The organism is Streptomyces sp. NBC_00704, assembly GCF_036226605.1.
In the GTDB taxonomy this organism is placed as follows: Bacteria; Actinomycetota; Actinomycetes; order Streptomycetales; family Streptomycetaceae; genus Streptomyces.
Map to the genome: position 1 here is coordinate 2661475 of NZ_CP109000.1, position 26342 is coordinate 2687816.

The following is a 26342-nucleotide window of genomic DNA, read 5'->3' on the forward strand; positions in this document are numbered from 1 at the left end:
CGGAACCGGATGCGGATGCGGGTGCGGCACCGGAACCGGCGTCCGCGTCGACCTGGCCCTCGGACTCGGTGTCGGCGTGGGTCTCGACCTTGGACTCGGCGGCGGGCGGCTGGGCAGCCGGGGAACGGCGGGCGGAAGGCTCGCGAACGTCGCGGGCGTCTCGGTGGGCCTTTGCGGGATCCATGCCCTCAGTCTCGCGCCACCCGAATGCCCCCGTCCTCATCCGTGACGACGGCCAGCGCCCCGTCGCGGTCCGTCCGCATGACGACCGCGCCTCCCGCACGCAGCGCCGCCACCGTGGCGGGCGCCGGGTGACCGTACGGGTTCTCTTCGCCGCATGAGATCAGCGCCAGCCGTGGCGCGACCGTCCGTATGAGGTCGGGGTCCTGGTAGGCCGAGCCATGATGGGCCACCTTGAGCACATCGACTCCACGCACCAGCGCGGCCGCCGGTGATCGCGACAGTGCCCGCTGGGCCGGGGGTTCCAGATCCCCGAGCAGCAGCATCCGCAGGCCCGCCGAACGCACGAGCAGCGTCACGCTCGCGTCGTTCGGCCCCTCCGGTTCCGGCACCGGTCCCGATGGCGGCCAGAGCACATCCCAGCTGAGAGCACCGACCCTGCGTCGCTCCCCCGCCGTGGCCCGCACCACGGGCACGTTCCGGGCCCGCGCCTCCTTCTGCACGAACTCCACCTGTTCCCGGGGCTCCTCGAAGCCCGTCGTCTCGATCGCCCCCACCGCCCGTCCACGCAGCACCCCCGGCAGCCCGGCCACATGGTCGGCGTGGAAGTGGGTGAGCACGACGAGAGGCACCCGGGTGACGCCCAACGTGCGCAGACACTGGTCGACCAGCCTGGGGTCGGATCCGGCGTCCACCACCACGCCGGTTCCTCCCCCGGCCGCGAGGACGGTCGCGTCCCCTTGCCCGACGTCGCACATCGCGAGTCGCCAGCCCGGCGGCGGCCATCCCGTGAGCACCCTCGTCAGCGGCGGCGGCTGCACCACCACGAGCAGCAGCAGCGCCCCGCAGAGCCCGCACAGCCACGGGTGTCCCAGCAGCCGCCGCCCGAGCATCACCGCCACCGCCGTGACGAGTGCGAGCAACAGGGCCCCGGCCCAGCTCCCCGGCCAGTCCACGCCCGCGCCGGGCAGCGCCGCCCCGGTCCGTGCCACACCGGCGATCCAACCGGCCGGCCAACTCGCGAACCAGGCCAGCGTCTTGGCCACCGGCATCGCCACGGGCGCGGTCGCCAGCACGGCGAAGCCCAGGACCGTGGCCGGCGCGACCGCGAACTCCACCAGCAGATTGCAGGGCACCGCCACCAGACTCACCCGCGCCGACAGCACCGCGACGACCGGCGCGCACACGGCCTGGGCCGCTCCTGCCGCCGCCAGCGCCTCCGCGAGCCGCGGCGGCACCCGGCGCCGCCGCAGGGAGGCGCTCCACCTCGGCGCCAGGGTCAACAGCGCCCCGGTGGCCAGGACCGACAGCAGGAACCCGTAGCTGCGGGCCAGCCAGGGGTCGTAGAGCACCAGCAGCAGAACCGCCGTCGCCAGCGCCGGGACGAGGGATCTGCGGCGGCCGGTCGCGAGCGCGACCAGCACGATCGCTCCGCAGGCCGCGGCGCGCAGCACGCTGGGGTCGGGACGGCACACGACCACGAACCCGAGCGTGAGCGCCCCGCCCAGCAGCGCGGTCGTCCGCAGGGACACACCCAGCCGCGGCGCCAGGCCGCGTCGCTCGACCTGCTGCGCCAGGGTCGGCGGGCCGAGCAGCAACGCGAGAATGATCGTGAGATTGCTTCCGGAGACGGCCAGGGTGTGGGTCAGATCCGTGGCCTTGAAGGCCTCGTCCAGCTCGGGTGTGATGCGCGAGGTGTCCCCGACCACCAGCCCAGGAAGCAACGCCCGCGTATCCGTCGGCAGTCCGTCGGTGGCCGCCCGCAGTCCCGCCCGGAGCCGGCCCGCCAGCCGCTGCACGGCTGTGGGCTCCCCCACCGTCATCGGCTCGGCGTGCTCGCGCACCCGCAGGACCGCCGCGATCCGGTCGCCTCCGGCCAACGGAAGGGCCAGCCGCCCGGTCACCCGCACTCGGGTCGACGGCAGCAGCTTCAGCCACGCTGCCCCGGCGCTCTCCCCGATGTTCTCGACGCCATCGCCCCGGCCCCGGCCCCGGTCACCCCGCATGTCCCCGCCTCCGGCTCCCTCCCTTCCGTCGAACCCTGCCTTTCCGTCGAACCCTGCTTTTCTATCGAACCTGGCCCTTCCGTCGAAGCTCGCCCTTACGTCGAGCCCCGCCCTCCGCCCCCACCGACCCCGGTCCGATCGGACGTCCACGATCACCAGCACCGGTGCCCGAGTCGCCACCGTCGTACGCGTCGGCCCCTCGACTCTGCGCACCTCCGCCTCGACCAGAACGGAATCGGGAGTCAGGTGATCGCCTTTGACTCTCGGCCGGGCTCGCCGGGGATCGGAAGTGATCTCCACCTCTGCGGTGACGGTGGCGTACTCCCGTGCCAGTGCAGGCACCGGCCCCCGCCGCAGGTCGGCGCCGTGCAGCCCGGCCGACGCGGCAGCCGCTGCCACACACAGCAGCGAGGCGGCGACCGTGACCAGGGGCCAGGCCCTCCTGCCACTGGCAGTGGGCTCCCCCGATCGATTCGCCCGGCCGGACCCGTCGCGGTGCCCGTCATCCTCTGCTGCCCGCCGCCGACCGACCAGCAGCAGGACGCCGGCGCTCAGCAGGCAGACGACCACGAGGCCACCGACCAGCTCCGCAGACGCACCCAGCGTCGACGCCGCCGTCGCCCAGGCCGCCAGCGCGGGCGGCACGAGCCGTAGATCCAGCGGACCCTCCAGCCGCGGGTGGGCGTCACCCAGCCGCTTGCCGGAGGCAGCGTGCACCGACCGACGGACGCCTGGGCCGCGCGCCGCCCGCACATGACCGTCCGAGGCAGCCCGCCCTCCTCTGCGCAGGCCCATACCCCCTGCACTGCCCAGCCCTCCTGCCCTGCCCAGCCCTCCTACCGTGCGCTCGCCGTCCTCGCCACTCCCACGGTTGCCGCGGTTGCCGCGGTTGCCGCCCCTCTCGCCGCTCTCGCGGTGCTCGCGCCTCATGGCCGCACGAGATTTCGCAGGTCGGCGAAGCGTCGCTCGCCGATACCGTTGACCTCGCGCAGCTCGTCCACCGACCGGAAGCCTCCGTGCTGGGCGCGGTAGTCGACGATGTGCTGCGCGAGCACGGGCCCCACACCGGGCAGGGTGTCGAGCTGCTCCACGGTTGCCGTGTTGAGGGAGACGGGAGCCGCGGGTCCCGCCCCAGCCGCCGGACCCGCCCCGACTCCGACCCCCGCCCCGGTGCCTCCGGGCGGGACCGGTACTCCTACGACGACTTGTTCTCCGTCGACGAGGAAGCGCGCCCTGTTGAGCCCGTCGGTGTCGGCTCCCGGCCGAACACCACCGGCCGCGCTCAGCGCATCGACCACCCGTGAACCTGCGGGAAGACGATGGATGCCGGGCTTCCGAACCTTGCCGCTGACGTCCACCACGATCTCGGCCCCAGCCCCAGCCCCAGCCCCGGCCCCGGCCGTGCCGCCGGGGACCGGTGATCCCGTGCTACCCGGTGACTCGGCCGACGGGTTCCGCCGACCCGCCTCATAAGGAGCCGCCGCCCGCACCACCTCCGGCGCCCGGACCTGCTGGGCCCGGCCGACCCAGAAGTGCTGAAAGGCGAACGCGGCGGCGGTCACCAACACGACCGTGAGCGCGAGCAGGCTCCTGCGTTCCAGCCCACAGCGCGTCTGCAACCACACTGGCATCCGCTCCCGTAGAGCAAGCCCCGCCCGCTCCCGCCACACGGCCACCCCACGGGCAGCCGGACGACCGCCGCGAACATGACCCTCAGCGCCAAGAGCCGTGTCGGCGTGCAGCGCGTCACTGGCGTGAACAGCGGCACCGGCGTAGAGCGCCGTACCGGTACCGACTACAGCACTGGCACCGGCACGAACGCGAGCACCGGCCAGAGCACCGGCCCCGGAACTGGAACCGGAACCGGAACCGCCCGCGACGGCTCCGCCTTCGCCCTCTCCCCTGTCTTCCCCCTCGTCCTGGCGCACCTCGTCCTCGTGCACCTCGGCATCCGCATCCGCCTCGGCCGCCTGAGCGCCCGCGCGCGCCCCCCGGTGCCACCATCCACCCGAGCCCACGACCACGCCCGGCCCTGCCCCCAGCCCCAGCCCCAGCCCCAGCCCCGAACCCTCGCCCGGCACCGGTCCTGCCCCGGTACTCAGCCCGCGCCCCGGCCCTCGCCCCACCCCCGGCAACGCCGAACCCAGACCCGAGTCCGTGCCCTCGCCCGGCCCCACAGCCGCACCCACACCCACACCCACACCGACGCTTCCCTCGTCGGCTCCGCTTCCACCGCCGCCGCCGCTTCCACCTCCGCCGTTTCCGCCACCTCCCCCGCTGCTTCCACCGCCCCCGTCCCAGCCATCACCACTGCCACTGCCACTCACGCCACCGCCAATCCCACCCGTCGGCGTGCCCCTCGCCATCTCCTGTTGCCTGATGTCCCGTTGCCTGCGGGCCCGTTCGGCGAACAGCGCCTCCGCGCGGCGCAGGTTTTCCTCCGCCGACGCCTGGCCGTGCCGGTGTCCGCCTCGGCCGCCGCCTGGTGAACGGCGTCGTGGGGAGCGGCCGTCGGAGCCGGGAGGCCGGCCGGGGCCGCTGGTCGCGTTCGTGTCGCGTGAGCGTGATCGAAGTGCCATGCGTCGAGGATCGGACACTTCACCGAACCGCGGTGATCTTGCTCGTTTTCCGGGGAAAACCGATGGGTTGTGGATAACTCGACCACCCGCGCGGGTGGGGAGGGCCCTACTTCGGGGAGACCACGACGCCCAGCAGCCCTGGTCCGGTGTGCGCCCCGATCACCGCTCCGACCTCGCTCACGTGCAGGTCGACGAGTCCGGGCACGCGAGATCGCAGATGGTCCGCGAGCGCGGATGCCCGGTCGGGAGCGGCGAGATGGTGGACGGCGATGTCGACCGGCGCGCTGCCGGCCCGGTCAGCGGCGATCTCCTCCAGGCGGGCGATCGCCTTCGACGCCGTGCGCACCTTCTCCAGAAGGTCGATGCGGCCTCCCGCCAGCTGGAGCAGCGGCTTCACGGCGAGCGCGGAGCCCAACAAGGCTTGGGCGGTGCCGATTCGGCCACCGCGGCGCAGGTAATCGAGGGTGTCGACGTAGAAGTAGGCGGAGGTGCCGGCTGCCCGTTTCTCGGCAGCCGTGACTGCTTCGTCGACGGTGCCGCCCGACTCGGCGGTCTCCGCGGCCGCGAGCGCGCAGAAGCCGAGCGCCATCGCGACCATGCCCGTGTCCACCACTCGCACCGGTACGGGCGCCTCACGCGCCGCGACGACGGCCGCGTCGTAGGTGCCGGACAACTCGGCGGAGAGGTGGAGGGAGACGATGCCGGTGGCCCCGGACTCGGCGACCTTGCGGTAGGTCTCGGCGAAGACCTGAGGGCTGGGGCGTGAGGTGGTGACGGGGCGTCGCTTCTGCAGGGCCTGGGCGAGGGATCGGGTGGAGATCTCGCTGCCCTCTTCAAGGGCCTGGTCGCCGAGGACGACGGTCAGCGGCACCGAGGTGATGCCGTGGCGCTCCATCGTCCGCTGCGGCAGATAGGCCGTTGAATCCGTGACGATGGCGACATGGCGGGACATGACCTGGAGGTTACCTGGCGTAGCCTCCGTGCGGCAGCCCGGCCCCTGGCAGCCGGACCGCCCTTGACCGAATCAAATGCCACACCTGGCAACCCCGAAACCCCGCGTCCGCGCAGCCTTCGTCAGATGGTGCTCTCGGGGCGAGTCATGTGGTGCTCTCGGGGCGCGGCTTCTTCTGCCAGGGGTAGGAGGGGCGCGGCGCCGCGGGGGTGATGGCTGGCCGGGTGGGTTCCTGCGCGGTGCGCGCACCGGGAGTCTCGGGCCAGGTCTGTCCCTGCGCCGTCCCGTCGGCGGCGGGCGCCTCAGGCCACGGCGACGAGGACGGCGGTGGGGTCGGCGGTGTGGTGGGCGCCGTCCGGGAGGCGGGCCGGCCCGGGGAGGGATCCGATGTGGTCCAGTGCCGCAGGGCGCCCGCCTCGACGTCTATCTGGGTGCTGAGGAAGTCGAGATCGTCCTCGGCGAAGCGGCGGGCTCGGTCGCGGGCCGCCCAGCGCAGTGAGTCCGCGGACGTCGTGATGCGCTCGGTGCGCTCCCGCAAGGAGGGAAGGCGCTGGGCGAGTGCGGCCCGGTCCGGCTCGGACTCCAGGCGTTTGAGTTCGGCGTCCAGTTCGTGCCCGTGCGCACTGAGCCGCTGGAACAGGCCGAGGGACTCTCTGAGCGACTCGTCCTCGGCGACCCCCGCGTGCAGGGCGTCCTGCGTGGCCCGCATGGAAGTGCGCAGTGTGAGCCGCAGCTGGGCGATCTCGCCGGCCGGCCCGAGTTGTGCGAAGGACTTGGCTCGCAGGGTGTGGTCCTCGACCGTGCGACGGGCCTGGGTGATGGTGCGGTCGACGCCTCGCTTGGCGGCGCCGACGACCTTCACCGTGGCGTAGACGCCGAGCGCCACGAAGAGCACGAAGAGCAGGGCGACGATCGTGATCACTGCTTCCACCAGCTCCTCCTTCGGCCCGCCAGGTCTCGTCCGGCGCTCCGAGGACGCGCCGCACTTCAAACGGTAAACGAGACGGGCAGGCCCGGAGTTCCAGAGGAACCCGAACCCGCCCGCACGTATCTCCTAGGGGGCCTGGGACATCTCAGGCCTCGAGCACCTGAGACCCCGGATCGGGCCGGCACTCGCGAGTCCCGGCGGGCGGGCCTCCGAGCCGCGGCCGTCCGTCTCAGGCGGGGACGATGTTCACCAGCTTCGGCGCGCGCACGATCACCTTGCGGATGCCGGCCCCGCCCAGCGCCTTCACGACGGCCTCGTCGGCCAGCGCGGCCTTCTCCAGTTCCTCGTCGGAGATGGCCGGGGAGACCTCCAGGCGCGCCTTGACCTTGCCCTTGATCTGCACGACGCAGGTCACGCTCTCGTCCACGACGTACGCGGGGTCGGCGACCGGCAGGTCCTGGTGGACCACCGAGTCGGTGTGGCCCAGGCGGCGCCACAGCTCCTCGGCGATGTGCGGGGCCAGCGGCGCGACCAGCAGCACCAGGTCCTCGGCGACCGTGCGCGGCACCGGCCCGCCCGCCTTGGTCAGGTGGTTGTTCAGCTCGGTGATCTTGGCGATGGCGGTGTTGAAGCGCAGGCCCTCCAGGTCCTGGCGCACGCCGTCGATCGCCTTGTGCAGCGCCCGCAGGGTGTCCACGTCGATGTCGGCGTCCGCGACGTCGACCACGCTCACCTCGCCGGTGGTCTCGTCGACGACGTTGCGCCACAGCCGCTGCAGCAGCCGGTACTGGCCGACGACCGCGCGGGTGTCCCACGGGCGTGAGACGTCCAGCGGGCCCATGGCCATCTCGTACAGGCGCAGGGTGTCGGCGCCGTACTCGGCGCAGATCTCGTCGGGGGTGACCGCGTTCTTCAGGGACTTGCCCATCTTGCCCAGCAGCCGGGAGACCTTCTCGCCCTGGTAGTAGTAGGCGCCGTCGCGCTCCTCCACCTCGGCGGCGGGTACCGCGATGCCGCGGGCGTCGCGGTAGACGTAGGCCTGGATCATGCCCTGGTTGAACAGCTTGTGGAACGGCTCCACCGAGGAGACGTGCCCCAGGTCGAACAGGACCTTCGACCAGAAGCGCGCGTACAGCAGGTGCAGCACGGCGTGCTCGGCCCCGCCGACGTACAGGTCGACGCCGCCGTGGGGCTGTCCTTCGCGCGGGCCCATCCAGTACTGCTCGATCTCCGGGTCGACCAGCTTCTCGCTGTTGTGCGGGTCCAGGTAGCGCAGTTCGTACCAGCAGGAGCCGGCCCAGTTGGGCATGGTGTTGGTCTCGCGGCGGTACTTCCTGGGGCCGTAGCCCAGGTCCAGGGTGACGTTCACCCAGTCCTCGTTGCGCGACAGCGGTGTCTCCGGGGAGGTGTTCGCGTCGTCCGGGTCGAAGGTGCGCGGCGAGTAGTCCTCGACCTCCGGCAGCTCCAGGGGCAGCATCGACTCGGGCAGCGGGTGGGCGACGCCGTCCTCGTCGTAGACGATCGGGAAGGGCTCGCCCCAGTAGCGCTGGCGGCTGAACAGCCAGTCGCGCAGCCGGAAGTTGACGGTGCCCTCGCCGATGCCCTTGCGCTCCAGCCACTGCGTGATGCGCGCCTTGGCCTCGACGACGCCCAGGCCGTCCAGGGCGATGTCGTCGTGGGCGGAGTTGACGATCTTCGCGTCGTAGGAGGCGAAGGCGTCGTCCCAGGTGGAGGTGTCGGTGCTGCGGCCGTCGGTCGGCTCGACCACGCAGGTGATCGGCAGCTCGAAGGCGCGCGCGAACGCGAAGTCACGCGTGTCGTGCGCCGGGACGGCCATGATCGCGCCGGTGCCGTAGCCCATCAGGACGTAGTCGGCGATGAAGACGGGGACCTTCTGGCCGTTGACCGGGTTGGTCGCGTACACGCCGGTGAAGACGCCGGTCTTGTCCTTGGCCTCGGCCTGGCGCTCGACGTCGGACTTGGAGGCGGCCTGCGCGCGGTACGCGGCGACGGCCTCGGCCGGGGTCGCGTGACCGCCGGTCCACACGTCGTGGGTGCCCTCGGGCCAGGCGTCCGGGGTGAACTTGTCGGCCAGCGGGTGCTCGGGGGCCAGCACCATGTAGGTCGCGCCGAACAGGGTGTCCGGGCGGGTGGTGAAGACGGTGATCCGCTCGCCGTCCACGGGGAAGTCGACGCGGGCGCCTTCGGAGCGGCCGATCCAGTTGCGCTGCTGCAGCTTGATCGCCTCGGGCCAGTCCAGGGCGTCCAGGTCGTCCAGCAGGCGGTCCGCGTAGGCGGTGATGCGCATGTTCCACTGGCGCAGCTTGGCCTTGAAGACGGGGAAGTTGCCGCGCTCGGAACGGCCGTCGGCGGTGACCTCCTCGTTGGCCAGGACGGTTCCCAGGCCGGGGCACCAGTTGACCGGCGCGTCGGAGGCGTAGGCCAGGCGGAAGTCGCTCAGGACGTCGGCGCGCTCGGCGGCGGTCAGCTCGGCCCACGCGCGTGTGTGCCCCGGTACGGCGCGCTCACCGGACTCGAACTGGGCGACCAGGTCGGCGATCGGGCGTGCCTTGTCCGCGTCGGTGTCGTACCAGGAGTTGAAGATCTGCAGGAAGATCCACTGGGTCCACTTGTAGTAGTCCGGGTCGATCGTGGCGAACGACCGGCGCTTGTCGTGGCCCAGGCCCAGCCGGCGCAGCTGGGCCTTCATGTTCTCGATGTTGGCTTCGGTGGACACACGCGGGTGCGTGCCGGTCTGCACGGCGTACTGCTCGGCGGGCAGGCCGAAGGCGTCGAAGCCCAGGGTGTGCAGCACGTTGTGGCCGGTCATGCGCTGGAAGCGCGCGAAGACGTCGGTCGCGATGTAACCCAGGGGGTGGCCGACGTGCAGGCCCGCACCGGAGGGATACGGGAACATGTCCATGATGAACTTCTTGGGCCGGGCGACCAGCTCGGGGTCGCCGGCCAGGTCGCCCTCGGGGTTCGGCGCCGCGTAGGTGCCTTCCGCGTCCCAGAAGTCCTGCCAGCGTGCCTCGATCTCGGCGGCCATGGCAGCCGTGTAGCGGTGCGGCGCGGCCTCTGCCGGGACAGCGGCGGCAGCGGGGTTCGTCTCGCTCATGGTCCTCAAAGCTCCATCGATCGTCTCTGCCAGCGGGTTGTCGTCCAGGAAACGAAAAATCCCCTCGCACAGGAGGGGACGCCGCGCCGATTCCGAACCGTCCGTTCACCGGCGGTCGGGACTGATCAGCGCGGCTCGCTAAGCAGAAGGCGTACAGCACGCATGGCGTTAGGGTACCGCAGGCCTTGAGCAGGCTGCGACGAACTTACGTATGCATGGTCGCGACAACGTTGAGGAGGCGAGAACGGGGGGTCGGAGCTGAACCAAGGCCAATGGTTACTTCGCGTAACAGCCGCTATAGGACATCACACCAGCCACATTGTCGTTTCATAACAACGCAATAACTCAAACCTCGTACCCATCGGTATGGAGCCACTTAGAGTTCGGCAGCGGGACCGCTTTCCCGAAACTGCTCGGAGTTGCCCCCATGAACCCTCGTCCTAGTCACAGCTCGCTCCCCAAGCCCGGCCGGTCGGCCTACGGGTTGGCGACGGCTGTCGTCCTGGTCCTCATACCCGTGGTCGTGCTGGTCGGCGGCGACCAGGTGCAGGCCTTCCTCAACTTCGGTGCGGGCGTCCTGTCGCTGGTATGCCTGACCTGCTCGGTCATCTGGGGCCTCGTCGCCCAGGACCGGCTCATCCTCAACACGCGTCAGCGGATCCTCGCCCAGGGCATCCACCGCGTGACCGCCGTGGGCTCCATCGCGTTCCTCGTGGTGCACATCACCGTCAAGCTGGCCCTGGAGCACACCGTCCTGATCGCCGCGCTGATCCCCTTCAGCCTGGGCGTCAAGGGCAGCGCCGGGCTCATCGGCCTCGGCTCCCTGGCCGCACTCCTCATGATCTTCGTGGGCATCACCGGCGCACTGCGCAACCAGTTCGCCGCACCGGCCGAGGTCGCCGCCCGCTGGCGGGCGATGCACATGCTGGCCTACCCGGCACTGTGCGCGGCCCTGATCCACGGCCTGTACGCGGGCCGCGCGGCCAAGCCGTTCTTCATGATCTCCTACGAGCTCTGCCTGGTGGGCGTCATGGCCGCCCTCGCGCTGCGCGCCGCGCCGCGCCCGTTCAAGCGCAAGGTCGCCGACCGCATCACCGGCCTCCTGGGGACGCAGGACCGCTACGAGATGGACGGCCTCGAGGCCTCACGCGCGCGCGTGGCGGAGACCGGGTCGTCCTCGCTGCCCGGCTACGAGGGCCGCTCCGGCCGCTCGCCGCTGACCGACACCATGAGCTCCACGCGCATGTCCCCGCCGGCGTCGCCCATGTACGACACCCCCGCCACCCCGGAGCCCGCCAACGGCTTCGCGGCCGCCTACCGCGCCGTCAACACGCCGCCGCGCGGTCAGCAGCAGCCCTACGTGGCCGACCAGACGGCACGCATGGGCATGCCGTTCGACCTGCAGCAGGCCACGGAGGCGATCCCGCGGGCCGACAACGGCGGCAGCACCTCGGGCAGTTGGCCGATTCCGTCCCCGCCGCCGGTCGGCGAGGCCCCGCCGTCCGCCTACGACCCCCTCCAGGACACGGGATTCAACATCCCGGTCTATGGCAATTCGGGCGCCGGCGGATACGGCTCACGTGACGTGTACGACACCGGTGAGACGAATCAGGCCTACGGCGCGTACAACCAGAACGACACGTACAACAGCGGTCCCGCCAGTGAACCATCGCCCGGCGCGTCCTTCGACGCTCCGGGTTCGGGCGAACCTTGGAACACGCCTTCCGGAGGCTATAGGTGAACGAGGCCCTGCCCGACGTCCCAGAAGTCCGCGTGGTCGGCCTTCCGCAGCTCACGTCGGGCTTCGACCTTGTCGAACGACTGGATCTGCCCATGCACCTCAAGGTGCACGGGCCGCTCGAACCCCTGGGCGGAGAGGCCCTCGCGAAGCTCTCCGAGAACATCAACCTGAAGGGCCGCGGCGGCGCGGGCTTCCCCTTCCACAAGAAGCTGCGCTCGGTCGCCGAGGCCGCGATCAAGCGCGGCGTCCGCCCGGTCGTCGTCGTCAACGGCAGCGAGGACGAACCGGCCTGCCGCAAGGACACGGTGCTGATCAACCGTGCCCCGCATCTCATCCTGGACGGCGCGCTGCTGGTCGCGGAGGCACTGGGAGCCCGCACGCTCGTGGTGGGGGTCACCCGCGAATCCACCCAGCGGTCCATGGAGGCCGCCCTCGCCGAACGCGGCCTCAGCAACGGCCGCAGATCGGCGCTCAAGGCATTCGTCCAGCGCAACCCCATCCGCATGGTCACCGGCGCCGCGGCGTCGCTGATCCGCTCCATCGACGGCGGCCCGCCGATCCCGCCCGGCCGCAAGGTCAGCGCCTCGCAGAACGGCGTCGGGGGCGCGCCGACGCTGCTGTCCAACGCCGAGACGTTCGCGCAGCTGGCCATCGCCGCCCGCATCGGCCCCGAGCGCTACGGCAACACCGGCCTGTACGACGAGCCGGGCACCGTCATGCTGACGGTCTCCGGCGCCGTCGCCCGCCCGATGGTGATCGAGGTCCCCACCGGCGTCCCGCTGCGTTACGTGCTGCAGCTCGCCGGCGCCCCGCCGGTGCCCCAGGGCGTGCTGACCGGCGGGTACCACGGCAAGTGGATCGACGCGGCTACGGTCAACGAGGCGATCGTCTCCCGCAACTCCCTGGATGCGGTGGGCGGGGCGCTCGGCGCCGGCGCGATCCTGCCGATCAGCCAGGAGACCTGCCCCCTGGGCGAGTCGCTGCGCGTGGCCCAGTGGCTGGCCGACGAGAGCGCGGGCCAGTGCGGTCCCTGCTACCTGGGTCTGCCCGCCGCCGCGCGCGGGATGGAGGACATCCTCAACGGAGGCGGTCCGGCCGCCCTGGAGGCGCTCAAGCAGGTCGCCAAGAACGTCAAGCGACGCGGAGCCTGCTCGCATCCGGACGGTTCCGCGATGTTCCTCGAGTCGACCATCAAGGCGTTCACCGACGACTTGGCCGCGCATGTCCTCGGCAACGGCTGCGGACGGCCCGTGGAGGGCGTTCTGCCGCTCTTCGAGGCCGGCATGGCCCCGGCGGGCATCACGAGCGGCAACGCGCAGGAGGAGAGCGGCTCCAGCCGCCAGAAGATCTTCGTGGACTGGACGCTGTGCCGCGGGCACGGCCTGTGCGCCGACATCCTCCCGGAGGTCTTCCAGCTCGGCGCGGACGGCTTCCCGACGGTGGCCCAGGCCAAGGTGCCGCAGTACGCCGAGGCCAAAGCTCTACGCGCGGTGCGTCGCTGCCCGGCGCTGGCCCTGCGCATCGAGGAGGACACGCGCGCGCAGGCGCCGGCCCGCAACCTCCCGGTCCTCTCCCAGGGCCGCGGCCGCCGCGCCCTGGGCCGCTGAGCCGTACACCCCCGCCACGGCGAAGAGCTGGGGCAAGGAACGAGGGACACGCGCGTGTGGGGGCCGCCTGACGACAGGCGGCCCCCACACGCGCGTGCCAACGACCCGTGAACACAAGAAAGATCCCGCCGGATCGCATCCGATCCGGCGGGATCTGCTGTGGAGCTAAGGAGAATTGAACTCCTGACCTCCTGCATGCCATGCAGGCGCTCTACCAACTGAGCTATAGCCCCTCATGGTCGAACGGCGAAGCCGCTCATCGACCGTGCCGCCCGGTTTCCCCGGCGGCGACGCCAACATTACCGGTACGACCGGTGGAGCACCAAATCGTTTCCGCCCTGCCCGATTTCGCCCCATACAACCGCTTTGCGGCGCGGGTTCCCGTCGAAGGCCGTCAGGCGGTGACGAACGAATAGAACCGCTTGAGCGTGCAGTGCTCCTCCAGGAGACGCCCGTAGATCGGCTCGCCCTCCAGTTCCCGGTACGTCTCGATCGGGTCGCCCTTTATGATCAGCGCCCGCGCGCATTCCTCGCACCAGTACTGGTAGTCGGGGTTGACCGGCTCCATGTCACGGACGATCGGGGTGCCGCTGCCGCACCAGTCGCACTTTCGCCTGTGTGCACCCATCGATCAGCTCCAGCTGTGGCCGCAGGCCGTGCACACGTAGGAAGTCCCGCCGTTGTCACCGAGCACCAGGGCCACATGACCGGAACCGCAGGAGGGGCAGCTGAGCCGGGTGGCCTTGTCCGGTGTCAACGCCGCTTCGGAGAGATGGCCGACCTCTCCGAGGATGCTCGCAGGCATCGCTACTCCCTCCCGTCGGGCCGCGCCCCCTTCCGGCCGTTTGATTCTGCCACGGCCGGAGCAATACGGTCAGCGACGCCTCAGTACCAGTCCGGACACGGCACCGAGGACTGCTGTCGTAGCGAGCGCGAACATGCATGTGAGAAGCGCTTCCGCAGAGGTATACGCCGCCGGGGCCCCAAGTGACTCAAGCCGGTTGAAGAACAGTGTTCCGAAGACCGCCACGCCGATCAGCTGCCCCAGCTGGGTCACCGTGGCGAGCAGTCCGCTGGCGTCCGCCGCGTCCTCGGGCCGCACCGCGGCCAGCGCCCCGGTCAGCGTCGGGCTGAAGGCGAGCGCGAGTCCGGCGCCCACGCCGGCGTACGCGACGAACAGCCACGCGCCCCCGTGGTCACCGCCCTTGAAGGCCAGACCCACACCGGTCACCGACAGTGCGGTGAGCACGAACCCGACCGTGGCCGGCGACCGCCGCCAGGGTTCGGGCCACCTGCGCCAGGTCAGCCCGACCACCCCGAAGACGACCGCGGTCGGCGCGAACGTGAGACCGGCGCGCAGCGCGCTGTAGCCGAGGCCGCCCTGGACATGCAGCGTCAGAACGAAGAGGAAGCCGCCGTTGACCGCCATCACGGCCATGACGCGCAGCACGGCCAGGCCCATCCCCGGGTGCCGCAGCACCCGCGGCGCGATCAACGGGGAACCGCCGCGCCGGGCCAGCCGCACCTCGTAACCGCAGAAGGCGACGAACACGAGCGCGCCGACGGCCAGCGACAGCCAGGACCACCACGGCCAGCCCTCGTCCTGCCCGAGCACCAGCGGCACCGTGACCAGCGACACGGCCGCGCCCAGGAGCACGAGACCGGGCCAGTCCGACCCGCGCGCCCCCTCGCGCGCCGCTCGCCCCGCCGCGTCCCGCCCCACGCCCCCGCCCCGCGGCAGAACGCGCCTGCCGACGGCCAGCAGGACGAGGCCCACGGGCACGTTGACGAGGAACACCGGCCGCCAGCCCGCGCCCAGCAGGTCGGCGCTGACCAGCACGCCGCCCACCACCTGCCCGGCCGCCGCGCCGACGGCGATCACCGCCGAGTAGACGCCCAGCGCCCGCACCCGGGCCTCGCCCGTGAACGTGCGCTGGATCAGGCTGAGCACCTGCGGGATCATCACCGCCGACCCGGCGCCCTGCACCAGCCGGAACACGATCAGCTCGGCGCTCCCCCGGGCCAGTCCGCAGGCCAGCGACGCCGCGGTGAACAGCGCGAGCCCGACGAGGTGAACCCGGCCGTGCCCGAACCGGTCGCCGAGGCGCGCGCCGGTGATCAGCAGCACGGAGTAGGTGATGGCATAGCCGGCGACGACCAGTTGCAGGTCCGCGCCGGAGGCGTTCAGGTCGGAACCGATCGTGGGGGCCGCGACGTTCACGATGAAGACGTCCAGCAGTGCCATGAACTGAGCTGCCAGCACGACCGCCAGCAACCGCCGGGGCCGATTGTCAGTGCCGGGGGCTTTACTGGCGACAGGACGTGAAACGGGTGGAACGGGTGCGGGGACCGGGCTCGTCCCGGAAGTCGTCGTCATGCCGTCGAGCGTGACGACGATCCGGTACGGGTGCCGAGAGCCCGCCGATGCTGGTACTGACAGCACCTGGCAGACGCCGGACGGGGGATCGACCATGGGGGACGTGGGGAACGTGACGACGGGGAACGGCACGGCGGGAAGCGTGACGCCGCGCATCGTGGCGCCGGGGGCGTGGGCAGGCCCGGAGGCGAGGACCGCCGGGAGGCCGAGGGCGGCGGCCGGAGCGGGGGAAGAGACCGGGCACCCGCCCGGTGCGGGCCGGGCACATCGCCGCAGGCCCGAGCTGGCCGCCTTCCTGCGCGGCAGGCGCGCCCGCGTGACACCGGGCGACGTCGGGATGCCGCCCGGTCTGCGGCGGCGCACACCGGGACTGCGGCGCGAGGAGGTCGCCCAGCTCTCGGGGGTGGGCGTCACCTGGTACACGTGGCTGGAGCAGGGGCGGCCGATCAACGCCTCCGCGCAGGTGCTGGACGCCGTGGCACGCACCCTGCGCCTCGACCCGCCGGAGCGGGAGCATCTGTACCACCTTGCGGAGGTTCCCTTCGCGTCTCCTCCCGAGGCGCTGGTGCAGAGCGTGGGTGCGGAGATCCAGGGCATCATCGACGCCCTGGCGCCCCGCCCTGCGGTCGTCTACAACTCGCGTTACGACATCCTGGCCGCCAACGCCGTCTACCGCGACCTGTTCATCGCTCCGACGGCCGGGGCGGCCGCCCGGGTGCCGGCGAACGCCATGTGGCGGCTGTTCACCGTGCCGGAGGAGGACTGCCCGCTGCTCTTCCGGGACCGTGAGCTGCGGATGATGGTGGCTACCCTGCGGGCGTCGTACGGGCTGCATGCGGGCGAGCCCGCGTGGGAGGACTTCATAGCCGAGCTGGCCCAGGCCAGTCCCCCTTTCGCGCAGCTCTGGGCCTCCGGTGACGTGGCGGAGCCGGGCCGACGCGTGAAGGCCTTCCGGCACGGGACGGTGGGCGAGCTGCGGATGACGTCCACGTCACTGTCGATCGACGGGATGCCGGAGTGCCGGATCGTCGTCTACACGCCGGACGACGAGGAGACGGCCCGCCGCACGGCCCTGCTGCGGAGGGAGACGACAAAAAATCCCGCCCCCTGAGGGACGGGATCTTCGTGAACCGGTCTCGACCGGCTCTCACCGACTCCAGCGATCTTTGACAACTCAACAGAGTGTCCATCGACTGATGGAACCTAATCGATCTGTGGAGCTAAGGAGAATTGAACTCCTGACCTCCTGCATGCCATGCAGGCGCTCTACCAACTGAGCTATAGCCCCTTGCGTTCTTCCCGCTCCGCGGTGCGAACAAGAAGAACTTTAGCCTGCGACCTGCCGGAAAGTGAAATCCGGCCCCCGCAGGCCGAGCGGCCGCTCAGTCGTCGTCGCCGAGCACCGGCTCGGGGAGGGTGCCGGCGTTGTGCTCCAGCAGACGCCAGCCGCGCGCGCCCTCGCCGAGGACCGACCAGCAGCAGTTGGAGAGGCCGCCGAGGCTCTCCCAGTTGTGCGCCTCCAGGCCGAGGAGGCGGCCGATCGTGGTGCGGATCGTGCCGCCGTGGCTGACGACGACGAGCGTGCCGTCCTCGGGCAGCTTCTCGGCGTGCCGCAGCACGACCGGGGCGGCGCGGTCGGCCACCTCGGTCTCCAGTTCGCCGCCGCCGCGGCGGACCGGCTCACCGCGCTTCCACGCGGTGTACTGCGCACCGTGGCGGGCGATGATCTCCTCGTGCGTCAGCCCCTGCCAGGAACCCGCGTACGTCTCGCGCAGGGCCTCGTCGTGGGTGACGGCGAGCCCGGTGAGCGCGGCCAGCTCGGCGGCCGTGTTCGCGGCGCGGGACAGGTCCGAGGCGACGATCGCGTCGGGCTGGAGGGAGGCCAGCAGCCGGGCGGAGCGGCGGGCCTGCGCCACGCCGGTCTCGGTCAGGGCGACGTCGGTCGTGCCCTGAAAGCGGCGCTCCACGTTCCAGGCGGTCTGCCCGTGCCGCCAGAGGATGACGCGACGGCCGCGCCCCGACTCGCGGGACGCGGCGCTCCGGGTGGGGGCAGTCACCGCAGGTCCCCGAATCCGGCGTCGGCGTCCTCCTCGGCCTGCAGCTCGGCGTGCTCCTGGGCCTTGCCGCGGGTCGCCTGGGCGTCGGCGGGCAGCTCCAGCTCGGGGCAGTCCTTCCACAGGCGCTCGAGGGCGTAGAAGACGCGCTCCTCGCTGTGCTGGACGTGGACGACGATGTCGACGTAGTCGAGCAGGATCCAGCGGGCGTCGCGGTCGCCCTCACGGCGCACCGGCTTGACGCCGAGTTCCTTCTGGAGTCGCTCCTCGATCTCGTCGACGATCGACTTGACCTGGCGGTCGTTGGGGGCGGAGGCCAGCAGGAAGGCGTCCGTGATCGACAGCACGTCGCTGACGTCGTAGGCGATGATGTCGTGCGCGAGCTTGTCGGCGGCCGCCTGCGCGGCGGTCTGGATGAGCTCGATGGAGCGGTCGGTGGCGGTCACTACGTGGCTTTCCGTCGGCGGACACTTGTCCCCAAGGGTCTCACGGACCGCCGACGCCACCCCACGCGATGAGCGGACCGCGCGGACAGGGGCCCGCCTCCGGCCCCCGCCCGGCCCTCTCCCCCGGCCCGCAGGACGCGGACCCGGGGGACGGTCGGTCGGCTCACCCGGTCGCGGAGGGCTTGTAGTCCTCGCCCAGGACGACCGCCACGTCCGCGTTCCCGGAGACGGCGCCCTTCTTCACGGCCCCGGCGTCCAGGCCCAGGGTCTTGGCGACCTCGGTGGCGTTCTCCTTGTCGGCGGGGTCGGAGTACAGCACCTGAGAGGCGGCCTGGGTGCCGGACGGGGTGCCCGCGTCCAGGAAGGTGAAGCCGCCGTTGAGGAGCACCACGCGTGCGTCCTCGGTGTCGGCCTTGTCGCCGCCGGCGTTCTGGACGGACACGCTGACGGCGGCGCCCTTGCCCGGGCTCTTCGCGGTGCCGCCGAGGACGTCCTTGACGACGCTCGCGCTGGCCGCCGCGCTCAGGGTGCCGTCGTTCTGGACGGGGAGCAGGGCGGTCTTGTAGTCGCCGCCCTTGGCGAGTTCGGCCAGCCGGGCGAGGAAGGCGCCGAGGTCCTTGTCCGTCAGGGAGGGATCGAGGATCTGGGCCAGCGTCTGGACGGTGACGGTCGCGCCCTGCGCGTCGGAGGACACCTTGCGCAGCACGCCCTGCATGACCTGGCCGAACCGCTGCAACTGGGCGTTCTGGGGCTCCCCCGGGGCGCGGTAGGTGGCGTAGGCGACGGCCATCTTGCCGCTGAGGGGCCGGTCTGCGCCCTTGGGGACGAGCGGAGCCTGGCCCTTCTTGGCGGCCGGGTCGGGCACGGCCGCGTCGGTGTCGATCTCGATGTTGCCGACGAGGTCGACGAGGTTCTGCAGATAGGGGGTGTCGAGCCGCCACGTGCCCTGGATGCTGGTGCCCAGCACCGTGTCCAGCGCCTCGCGCGTCCCGGCGGAGCCGTCGTCGTCGACGGACTTGGCGAGTGTGGTCGTGGCGCCGTCGTCGTTCGTGAGGACGAGGGAGTTGGGCAGCAGGACCGTGGTGGCCTGCTTGGTCGTGGCGTTGTCGACGAGCAGCACCGTGGAGGTGCCTCTGCCCCCGGTGTTGTGCAGGTGGACGACGACCACGTCACGCTTCTGCGCGCCGGCGGTGGCGGTCTTGGCGTCCGGGTCCGAGGACGACGACAGGCCGGGCAGCTTGCCGGCGAACCAGAGGTAGCCCACTCCGCCGACGGCGACCAGCGCCAGCACCACGGCGAGGGCCACGACGCGGCTGCGGGCACGGCGCTTGGCCTCCTCGCGGCGCTCGGTGCGGTTCTCGGTGAAGTTGAGCCAGTCGATGACGTCCTCGGAGTCGCCGCCCTGCTCCTCGACGAACGCGAACTGCTCGGTGCGGTAGTCCGGTTGGTCCCCCGAGGGGGCGTCGGCCCTTCCGTGCGCCCGGGCCGGGTCATCGGCTTCGCGACCGGCGTCGAAAGCCCCGGCTTCGGTTTCCCCTGCCTCCGGGATCTCCGTCGCGAAGGCGCCGGTGTCGAAGGACCCGGTCTCGGCGGGACCGGCCTGCTGGGGGATGTACGCGGTCTGTCCGGCGGTACGGGGCTGCTCGCTCCGGGGCTGCTGACCGCCGGCGGCGGTCTGGCCGTAGGGGTTGTACGGGGTTTGGGTGGCGGCGCCGTACGGGTCGTAGCCGACAGGGGCCTGCGGGCCCGTCTCGTAACCGGACGCGGCCGGCTGACGACCGGTCTCGTAGGAGCCGTAGGGGTCGTGGGCGGGCGTCTGCTGCGGTCCGCCCGCGGCGTACGGGTCGTAGCCGTACGGCTGTTGGCCCTGCTGCCCCTGTCCCGCGTACCCCTGCTGCTCCCCCTGCCGGCCCTGCGAGCCGGGGTAGCCCTGGTGGCCCTGCCGGCCGTCGTCGTAGGGCTGTTGCGGCATCTGCCGGGGCGGGACCTGCGGGATCGGGCGGTAGACGGGCTGTCCGTACTCGTCGTAGCCGACGAGTTCGTACTGGTCGTCCCCGTATCCCGCGTCGTATCGGTCGTTCACCGGTACCCCTCTCGGCTCACTCGCCGCGGTACAGCTCGCGCTTGTCGATGTAGCGCACGACTCCGTCGGGCACCAGATACCAGACGGGGTCGCCCTTGGCGACTCTCGCACGGCAGTCCGTCGAGGAGATGGCGAGCGCGGGGACCTCGACGAGCGAGACGCCGCCCTCGGGCAGGCCGGGGTCCATGAGGTTGTGCCCGGGCCGGGTGACGCCGACGAAGTGCGCGAGGGCGAACAGTTCCTCGCTGTCCCGCCAGGTCAGGATCTGGCCCAGGGCGTCGGCGCCGGTGATGAAGAACAGGTCCGTGTCGGGGTTGAGGGCCCGCAGGTCGCGGAGGGTGTCCACGGTGTAGGTGGGGCCGCCGCGGTCGATGTCGATGCGGCTGACCGAGAACTGCGGGTTCTCGGCGGTCGCGATGACCGTCATCAGGTAGCGGTCCTCGGCCGGGGAGACACTGCGGTGGCTCTTCTGCCACGGCTGTCCGGTCGGCACGAACACGACCTCGTCCAGGTGGAACTGCGCGGCGACCTCGCTGGCCGCCACGAGGTGTCCGTGGTGGATCGGATCGAACGTTCCGCCCATGACGCCGAGGCGGCGCTTGCCCGGGTTCCTCGGGCCGGTAGGCATGTCCTGCTCTCCCATGCGTGCAGACCCTACCGGCCCGGTTCCGGGGCCCCGGCCGGCGGCTGCCCGGAGCGTCCCGCTATGCCGGACTGCCCGTCGCTGAACACGCGTCGTCTCAGCGGTCGCGGTTGAAGCGGGTGGTGATCCACAGCAGGAGCAGCAGGATGAGGAACGCGCCGCCACCGGTGACCAGGGGGCTCAGGCTCTCGTGGTTGCCACCGTGCTCCTCGCCCTCGGCGGCGAGGGTGACCAACTGGGCAGCGGCGCTGTGAAGGCTCATCTTCGGCAGGACCTATCCGATGGAGGTCCCCCCGCTCGGCCGGGACCGAGAGTGGGGGAAGGCGGGAAAGACGTCGGCCCATGGTAAGCGTGAGGCTCGGCGGCGATCACGCCGACTCCGCCATTGGGAACCTTCGCGACGGCTCAGTCGTCTTTCCGCTTGTAGCCCCGCAGCAGAAACCACGCGGTGAACACACAGCCCAGAACCATCACGATCAGTACGACGCGGAGCAGATTCCCCGCCCCCTGCTGCTGGGCGGCGACGGCGGCCTGGCCGAGCCAGGCGGCTGCGGGGTGGTGCTCCATGGCGCGGGACTCCTTAGGTGTGGTGCCCGTCCACGGTAACGCCGCCGGGGCCGGGTTCCGCTCCGGGGGCGCAAAGGGCCGCACAAGGGTCCGCAAAGGGTCAGGTAAGGCGATACAGACGCACTGGGGGAAGACATGTCGGACGAAGGCCACGAGCAGCACGGCGCCGGTCACGAGAAGGTGCCGAGCAGGCGGCGCAGGCGCTTCCCCGGAATCTCCTCGCGCGCGTACGAGCACCCCGCGGACCGCTCCGCGCTGGTGGCGCTGCGCAAGCTCAGCGGCTTCGACACGGTGTTCAAGGCGCTCAGCGGACTGCTGCCGGAGCGCAGTCTGAGACTGCTGTTCCTGTCGGACTCGGTGCGGGTGTCCGACCAGCAGTTCACGCATCTCAACGACATGCTGCGGGACGCCTGCTACATCCTGGACCTGGAGAAGGTCCCGCCCATGTACGTCAACCAGGATCCGCAGCCCAACGCGATGTGCATCGGCCTGGACGAGCCGATCATCGTCGTCACGACCGGTCTCGTCGAACTGCTGGACGAGGAGGAGATGCGCGCGGTCGTCGGGCACGAGGTGGGCCACGCCCTGTCCGGGCACGCCGTGTACCGCACGATCCTGCTGTTCCTGACGAACCTGGCCATCCGGGTCGCCTGGATCCCGCTGGGCAACCTCGCGATCATGGCGATCGTGACGGCGCTGCGCGAATGGTTCCGCAAGTCGGAGCTGTCCGCCGACCGCGCGGGTCTCCTCGTCGGCCAGGACCTGCAGGCGTCGATGCGCGGCCTCATGAAGATCGCCGGCGGCAACCACCTGCACGAGATGAACGTGGACGCGTTCCTTCAGCAGGCGGAGGAGTACGAGGCCGCCGGTGACCTGCGCGACTCGGTGCTGAAGATCCTCAACGTGCTGCCCCGCACCCACCCCTTCTCCACGGTGCGCGCGGCCGAGCTGAAGAAGTGGGCGGAGTCCCGCGACCACCAGCGGATCATGGACGGTCACTATCCGCGGCGCGGCGAGGACAAGGACACCTCGGTCACGGACTCGTTCCGGGAATCGGCCGCTCACTACGCGACCAGCGTGAAGAGTTCCAAGGATCCGCTGATGAAGCTGGTCAGCGACATAGCCGGCGGCGCGGGGGACCTGGGCGGCAGGGTGCGGCGCGGTTTCGGCGGCTTCACCGGCCCGGCTCCGTCGGACGACGCTTCGCCGCGCAACGGCTCGAAGGGCGGCGGCACCGACGGCGAGGACGGCACGGGCGGATCGGACAACACCGACGGACCCTCGCAGACGCCTCCGCGCGACGCGACCTGAGGGCGGCCGCGCGGGCCTGACGGTGCCGGGTGGTCGCCGGGCGGTCGCCGGGCGACCGCCCTGCCGCGCGGCCCTGCCGCGCAGGCCCACCGCTACCCCCCGGCCCGGCACCGGACCGTCCCCGGGCAGGTCACAGCCCCCGGACAGGTCACACCTTGGGCTGGGCGCTCGTCGCCAGCGCCCCGCACAGGGCTGTCGCGTCGTCGGTCGCGTAGGGGTCCGTGCCGGCCGGGCCGCCCGCCTTCGCGGTCTGGCCTGCGAGCAGGGGCCGCAGGTGGTTCGTGGAGTCCTCAGCGCAGGAGAGCGGGCCGGCCTGGACGTAGGACACGCTCAGCTGGACCTGGTGGGTGCGCAGGTCGACGCGGTCGAAGCGGAAGTGCAGCTCGCGTCGGACGGTGAAGAGGGAGGCCTCGGCGCCCGTCTGCGCGCCGGTGGGGCGCAGGGCGTACACGAAGGTGTGGTCGGCGGTCACCTCGAGGGTGGCGGAGTCGGTCTCGGCGGCGCGCAGGGTCCCCTGGACGCGGATCCTGGTGTCGGCCAGCTGCACCCGGGCGGGGTCGAAGCGGATCAGCCAGCCGGTCGGCGCGTGCCGTCCGTCGGCGGTCGGGCGGCTGAAGCTCTCGTCGAACTGGTCGAGCTGGTCGGCGTCCACCAGGGCGCGCACGGGCCGGACCTGCTGTCCGGTGAGCACCTCCGGGTAGAGAGAGGAGTGCACGAGGTAGTCCTTGGCCGTGGTCAGAGCGGTGACCACCTGGCTGTCGGAGAAGTGCGCGGTCCGCCGGGAGGCGGGCAGCGGGATGCCTTCGGCGCCGATGCGGAACTGCGCGGCGGGGCTGTGGGCGAACAGCGCCTCCGGGGTGGACGCCCCGGGCACGACGCCCTGCGGCGAGAGGGGGATGACCGTCATCCGCAAGGGCTCGACGGCCCGGCGCAGCGCCTGGTTCTGGTAGGGACTGCGCAGGCCCAGGTAGACGGCCGTGCCGAAGGCGACGGCGATCAGCAGGACGAGGATCAGCGCCTGCCGCGAGAGTCCCCGGCGCAGGGGCGGGCGGCGGCGGACGGCGGGGGCGTGGTCGCTCAGGCGTTCCTCTGCCGAGTACTCCTGGATACGGGCAGCGCGGACGAACGATTCGTCGAAGACGACGGATCGGTACTCGTCCTCTGCGTTTCCGGAAGTGCCGTCGGGTGTCCCCTCCGGCGGGTCTCCAGGCCCGGCCATACTTTCAGAGTAGGTCGCGTGGAGCTCGGGTAAACGCCCCGCCATACCGCAACTTCTGACAGGTACTCACCAGCTTTACCGGCCCGCCCTCACCGCTCTGCGCAGCACCTTCGCACAGCCCTGCGTCGCACACGTGTTCAGTGGGTGCGGGGAGCCGCGGAGACGGGTGGCCGGAAAGAGTCGGCGGAGGCGGAGGGGGGCGGCACACTCCCCTGTTCGAGGCCGGTCGTGGCGGGCGCCGGCACCTGGTCGCGGCTGTCCGAGGAGCCGCCCCGGTAGACCGCGGCGAAGGCCAGCGCGACCATGCCGATACCCATCACGACGGCGAGCATCCAGGCCACCGCACGATGCCAGCGGATCTGCTTGCCGTACGCGCCGGGCATGCCGTAGCCGCGCTCCCAGGCTTCGGCGAGGTCGGCGTCGTCCGGGTCGTCGAGGTCGGGATCATGGCCGAAACCGCCGGTCCCGTAGGGGTCGTCATAGCGGTCGCCTCGGGCGCGGGCTCTGCGGGCCTCGGCCTCGGAGGCCCTGGCTCTGGCCTCGGCGGCGGCCAGGAGACGTTCGACGGCGGTCGGCTCGTGCACCACGGCCGCCTGTACGAAGGCCTCGTCGAAGACCACGGAGGCGAACTCTTCGTCCGACACCCCGCGGTCGTGATCGTCGTCGGGCTCCCAGCCGTCAGGGAACGGCATACCCCCCACGTCCTCCGGCACGGTTCCAGAGTAGACCTGGGGGGTCAATTTGGGCAGGCGGTAGGGAAATTCGTCCGCCGGATGAGACGCCTGTCACGGCCGCCGGCGACCGGGTCCGCCGGCCTCCGCAGGCGGACGCGGCGGCGCCGGTCAGCGCCGTACGTGCCCGTCGCCGGTGACGATGTACTTGGTGCTGGTCAGCTCCGGCAGGCCCATCGGGCCGCGGGCGTGCAGCTTCTGGGTGGAGATGCCGATCTCCGCGCCGAAGCCGAACTGACCGCCGTCGGTGAAGCGGGTGGAGGCGTTCACGGCCACGGTGGTGGAGTCCACCAACTGGGTGAATCGGCGGGCCGCCTGCTGCGAGGTGGTGACGATGGCCTCGGTGTGACCGGAGGTCCACAGCCGGATGTGCTCGACGGCCCGGTCCAGCGAGTCGACGACGGCGGCGGCGATGTCGTGGGAGAGGTACTCGGTCTCCCAGTCCTCGGGGGTGGCCTCCACGACCGTCGCCTTGGAGTCCTCGGCGTACGCCAGGACACGCTCGTCGGCGTGGACGGTCACGCCCGCCTCGGCGAGGGCGTCGAGGGCCCGCGGCAGGAACGCGGGGGCGATGTCCTGGTGCACCAGGAGGGTCTCGGCGGCGTTGCAGACGCTGACCCGGTGCGCCTTGGAGTTGATCAGGATGTCGATCGCCATGTCGAGGTCGGCGTGGGCGTCGACGTAGACGTGGCAGTTGCCGGTGCCGGTCTCGATGACCGGGACGGTGGACTCCGTGACCACGGTCCGGATGAGCGACGCGCCGCCGCGCGGGATGAGGACGTCGACCAGTCCGCGGGCGCGCATCAGCTCGCCGACGCTCTCGCGACCCTCGCCGGGCACCAGCTGGACGGCGTCGGCGGGCAGCCCGGCCCCGCCGACGGCGTCACGGACCACCCTGACCAGGGCGGTGTTCGACTCGTAGGCGGAGGACGAGCCGCGCAGCAGCACCGCGTTGCCCGACTTCAGGCAGAGGGCGGCGGCGTCCACCGTGACGTTCGGGCGGGCCTCGTAGATGATGCCGACGACCCCGAGCGGGACCCGGACCTGGCGCAGGTCGATGCCGTTGGGGAGGGTGGAGCCCCGGACGACCTCGCCGACGGGGTCGGGCAGGGCGACGACGTCCCGGACGTCCGAGGCGATGGCCCGCACCCGCTCCGGGGTGAGGGTCAGCCGGTCGACGATGGCCTCGCTGGTGCCGGCCTCCCGAGCCCTGGCGATGTCCTTGGCGTTGGCCTCGACGATTTCGCTCGTGCGGACCTCCAGCGCGTCCGCGATGGCGAGCAGCGCGTCGTCCTTCACGGCGCGCGGCAGCGGCGCGAGGTCGGCGGCAGCCGCCTTGGCGCGGTAGGCGGCGCGGGTGACCGGGGACATGGAGTCGTACGGCGAGAGCGTGGTCATAAGGGAAGGGTAGTGCGCCGCACCGGCCGCCTCCCGGCTCGTTCCACACCCCGAGACATCCCGAGACATCCGGGGGCCCCAGAGATATCCGGGAGCCACCCGAGACGTCCAGACATCCGGGAGGCGCCCGAGACGTCCCGCGACACCCGAGGCCCCCAAGGCCCTCCCAGTCCGCCCGCCACCTGGCCCCCGGCCGGCCTTGGTCCCTTGGCGCTTGAGCCCATTGCGCCCCCGATGCACCTCCGGGGCGCCCCCGCCGGGGACGGGCCCGCCCGCGGACGTCGGAGCGCCACCCCGCGGAGGCCCGGAGACGGCGACCGGCGACCGGCGACCGGCGATGGATCGCAGGCCGCAGGCCGCAGGCCATGAGCCAGGGGCTCCCTACCTCGGGCTCCGGGCCGA

Annotated in this window: 21 protein-coding genes and 2 tRNA genes; 4 read left to right on the top strand and 19 right to left on the bottom strand. The window is 71.7% G+C overall.

The window, feature by feature from the left end; all coding sequences use genetic code 11:
• Positions 1-188: 188 nt before the first annotated feature.
• The 5 genes from OG802_RS11705 to leuS all read right to left on the bottom strand — a co-directional run bounded on the left by OG802_RS11705 (position 189) and on the right by leuS (position 9763).
• A complete protein-coding gene (locus tag OG802_RS11705; protein WP_329409764.1) occupies positions 189-2903 on the bottom strand; it encodes a ComEC/Rec2 family competence protein in 2715 nt (904 codons plus the stop codon).
• A 209-nt stretch (positions 2904-3112) separates the two neighbouring features.
• Entirely contained in the window at positions 3113-4267 is a 1155-nt protein-coding gene (locus OG802_RS11710) for a helix-hairpin-helix domain-containing protein (RefSeq protein WP_443055221.1), read from the bottom strand.
• Between the two features lie 604 nt (positions 4268-4871).
• Entirely contained in the window at positions 4872-5717 is an 846-nt protein-coding gene (locus OG802_RS11715) for a DegV family protein (RefSeq protein WP_329409767.1), read from the bottom strand.
• Between the two features lie 145 nt (positions 5718-5862).
• Complete coding sequence (locus tag OG802_RS11720) at positions 5863-6648, bottom strand: hypothetical protein (RefSeq protein WP_329409769.1); 786 nt, start codon at positions 6646-6648, stop codon at positions 5863-5865.
• A 226-nt stretch (positions 6649-6874) separates the two neighbouring features.
• Complete coding sequence (leuS, locus tag OG802_RS11725) at positions 6875-9763, bottom strand: leucine--tRNA ligase (RefSeq protein WP_329409771.1); 2889 nt, start codon at positions 9761-9763, stop codon at positions 6875-6877.
• 427 nt (positions 9764-10190) lie between these two features.
• Here leuS and OG802_RS11730 point away from each other — a divergent pair, with 427 nt between their 5' ends.
• Positions 10191-11504, top strand: coding sequence for a cytochrome b/b6 domain-containing protein (locus OG802_RS11730; protein WP_329409773.1), 1314 nt, complete (start codon positions 10191-10193; stop codon positions 11502-11504).
• The gene (locus tag OG802_RS11735) at positions 11501-13111 is read left to right on the top strand and encodes an NADH-ubiquinone oxidoreductase-F iron-sulfur binding region domain-containing protein (protein WP_329409775.1); all 1611 of its coding nucleotides are present in this window, start codon (positions 11501-11503) and stop codon (positions 13109-13111) included. Before OG802_RS11730 ends, OG802_RS11735 begins: the two co-directional genes overlap by 4 nt.
• A gap of 160 nt (positions 13112-13271) precedes the next feature.
• Here the strand turns inward: OG802_RS11735 and OG802_RS11740 are convergent.
• From OG802_RS11740 to OG802_RS11755, 4 genes are all read right to left on the bottom strand, one after another.
• Positions 13272-13344, bottom strand: a tRNA-Ala gene (locus OG802_RS11740).
• A 161-nt stretch (positions 13345-13505) separates the two neighbouring features.
• On the bottom strand, positions 13506-13739 hold the full coding sequence (locus OG802_RS11745) for a hypothetical protein (RefSeq protein WP_003976229.1): 234 nt from the start codon (positions 13737-13739) through the stop codon (positions 13506-13508).
• 3 nt (positions 13740-13742) lie between these two features.
• Positions 13743-13916: a hypothetical protein gene (locus OG802_RS11750; RefSeq protein ID WP_329409777.1), complete on the bottom strand. Its 174-nt coding sequence runs from the start codon at positions 13914-13916 to the stop codon at positions 13743-13745.
• Positions 13917-13985: 69 nt separating this feature from the next.
• A complete protein-coding gene (locus OG802_RS11755) occupies positions 13986-15374 on the bottom strand; it encodes an MFS transporter (protein WP_329409779.1) in 1389 nt (462 codons plus the stop codon).
• 397 nt (positions 15375-15771) lie between these two features.
• On the opposite strand from OG802_RS11755, the gene OG802_RS11760 reads away from it, so the two are divergent.
• A complete protein-coding gene (locus tag OG802_RS11760; RefSeq protein WP_329417028.1) occupies positions 15772-16599 on the top strand; it encodes a helix-turn-helix transcriptional regulator in 828 nt (275 codons plus the stop codon).
• Positions 16600-16703: 104 nt separating this feature from the next.
• On the opposite strand, the gene OG802_RS11765 is transcribed toward OG802_RS11760, so the two are convergent.
• The 7 genes from OG802_RS11765 to OG802_RS11795 all read right to left on the bottom strand — a co-directional run bounded on the left by OG802_RS11765 (position 16704) and on the right by OG802_RS11795 (position 21281).
• A tRNA-Ala gene (locus OG802_RS11765) sits at positions 16704-16776 on the bottom strand.
• 94 nt (positions 16777-16870) lie between these two features.
• On the bottom strand, positions 16871-17545 hold the full coding sequence (locus OG802_RS11770) for a histidine phosphatase family protein (protein WP_329409781.1): 675 nt from the start codon (positions 17543-17545) through the stop codon (positions 16871-16873).
• The gene (rsfS, locus tag OG802_RS11775) at positions 17542-17988 is read right to left on the bottom strand and encodes a ribosome silencing factor (RefSeq protein ID WP_329409783.1); all 447 of its coding nucleotides are present in this window, start codon (positions 17986-17988) and stop codon (positions 17542-17544) included. The genes OG802_RS11770 and rsfS overlap by 4 nt, the downstream gene beginning before the upstream one ends.
• Before the next feature lie 163 nt (positions 17989-18151).
• On the bottom strand, positions 18152-20071 hold the full coding sequence (locus OG802_RS11780; protein ID WP_329409785.1) for an LCP family protein: 1920 nt from the start codon (positions 20069-20071) through the stop codon (positions 18152-18154).
• Between the two features lie 16 nt (positions 20072-20087).
• Positions 20088-20714, bottom strand: a complete 627-nt coding sequence (nadD, locus tag OG802_RS11785; protein ID WP_329409786.1) for a nicotinate-nucleotide adenylyltransferase — start codon at positions 20712-20714, stop codon at positions 20088-20090.
• 97 nt (positions 20715-20811) lie between these two features.
• Positions 20812-20976 carry a hypothetical protein gene (locus tag OG802_RS11790; RefSeq protein WP_329409789.1) on the bottom strand — a complete coding sequence of 55 codons (165 nt, stop codon included), beginning with the start codon at positions 20974-20976 and terminating at the stop codon, positions 20812-20814.
• 143 nt (positions 20977-21119) lie between these two features.
• Entirely contained in the window at positions 21120-21281 is a 162-nt protein-coding gene (locus OG802_RS11795) for a hypothetical protein (RefSeq protein ID WP_329409791.1), read from the bottom strand.
• Between the two features lie 135 nt (positions 21282-21416).
• On the opposite strand from OG802_RS11795, the gene OG802_RS11800 reads away from it, so the two are divergent.
• Complete coding sequence (locus tag OG802_RS11800; protein WP_329409793.1) at positions 21417-22592, top strand: M48 family metallopeptidase; 1176 nt, start codon at positions 21417-21419, stop codon at positions 22590-22592.
• Positions 22593-22740: 148 nt separating this feature from the next.
• On the opposite strand, the gene OG802_RS11805 is transcribed toward OG802_RS11800, so the two are convergent.
• The 3 genes from OG802_RS11805 to OG802_RS11815 all read right to left on the bottom strand — a co-directional run bounded on the left by OG802_RS11805 (position 22741) and on the right by OG802_RS11815 (position 25940).
• A complete protein-coding gene (locus tag OG802_RS11805) occupies positions 22741-23811 on the bottom strand; it encodes an SCO2583 family membrane protein (protein WP_329409795.1) in 1071 nt (356 codons plus the stop codon).
• Positions 23812-23948: 137 nt separating this feature from the next.
• Complete coding sequence (locus OG802_RS11810; RefSeq protein ID WP_329409796.1) at positions 23949-24524, bottom strand: SCO2584 family spore wall biosynthesis protein; 576 nt, start codon at positions 24522-24524, stop codon at positions 23949-23951.
• Positions 24525-24653: 129 nt separating this feature from the next.
• Positions 24654-25940, bottom strand: coding sequence for a glutamate-5-semialdehyde dehydrogenase (locus OG802_RS11815; RefSeq protein ID WP_329409798.1), 1287 nt, complete (start codon positions 25938-25940; stop codon positions 24654-24656).
• Between the last annotated feature and the right edge of the window lie 402 nt (positions 25941-26342).

Excerpts from the sequence above, each read along its gene's own strand:
- OG802_RS11800 (WP_329409793.1), top strand. The coding sequence starts at position 21,417 with ATGTCGGACGAAGGCCACGAGCAGCACGGCGCCGGTCACGAGAAGGTG.
- OG802_RS11730 (WP_329409773.1), top strand. The coding sequence starts at position 10,191 with ATGAACCCTCGTCCTAGTCACAGCTCGCTCCCCAAGCCCGGCCGGTCG.
- OG802_RS11750 (WP_329409777.1), bottom strand. The coding sequence starts at position 13,916 with ATGCCTGCGAGCATCCTCGGAGAGGTCGGCCATCTCTCCGAAGCGGCG.
- OG802_RS11790 (WP_329409789.1), bottom strand. The coding sequence starts at position 20,976 with ATGAGCCTTCACAGCGCCGCTGCCCAGTTGGTCACCCTCGCCGCCGAG.
- OG802_RS11715 (WP_329409767.1), bottom strand. The coding sequence starts at position 5,717 with ATGTCCCGCCATGTCGCCATCGTCACGGATTCAACGGCCTATCTGCCG.
- OG802_RS11815 (WP_329409798.1), bottom strand. The coding sequence starts at position 25,940 with ATGACCACGCTCTCGCCGTACGACTCCATGTCCCCGGTCACCCGCGCC.
- nadD (WP_329409786.1), bottom strand. The coding sequence starts at position 20,714 with ATGGGAGAGCAGGACATGCCTACCGGCCCGAGGAACCCGGGCAAGCGC.
- leuS (WP_329409771.1), bottom strand. The coding sequence starts at position 9,763 with ATGAGCGAGACGAACCCCGCTGCCGCCGCTGTCCCGGCAGAGGCCGCG.
- OG802_RS11805 (WP_329409795.1), bottom strand. The coding sequence starts at position 23,811 with ATGGCCGGGCCTGGAGACCCGCCGGAGGGGACACCCGACGGCACTTCC.
- OG802_RS11745 (WP_003976229.1), bottom strand. The coding sequence starts at position 13,739 with ATGGGTGCACACAGGCGAAAGTGCGACTGGTGCGGCAGCGGCACCCCG.
- OG802_RS11795 (WP_329409791.1), bottom strand. The coding sequence starts at position 21,281 with ATGGAGCACCACCCCGCAGCCGCCTGGCTCGGCCAGGCCGCCGTCGCC.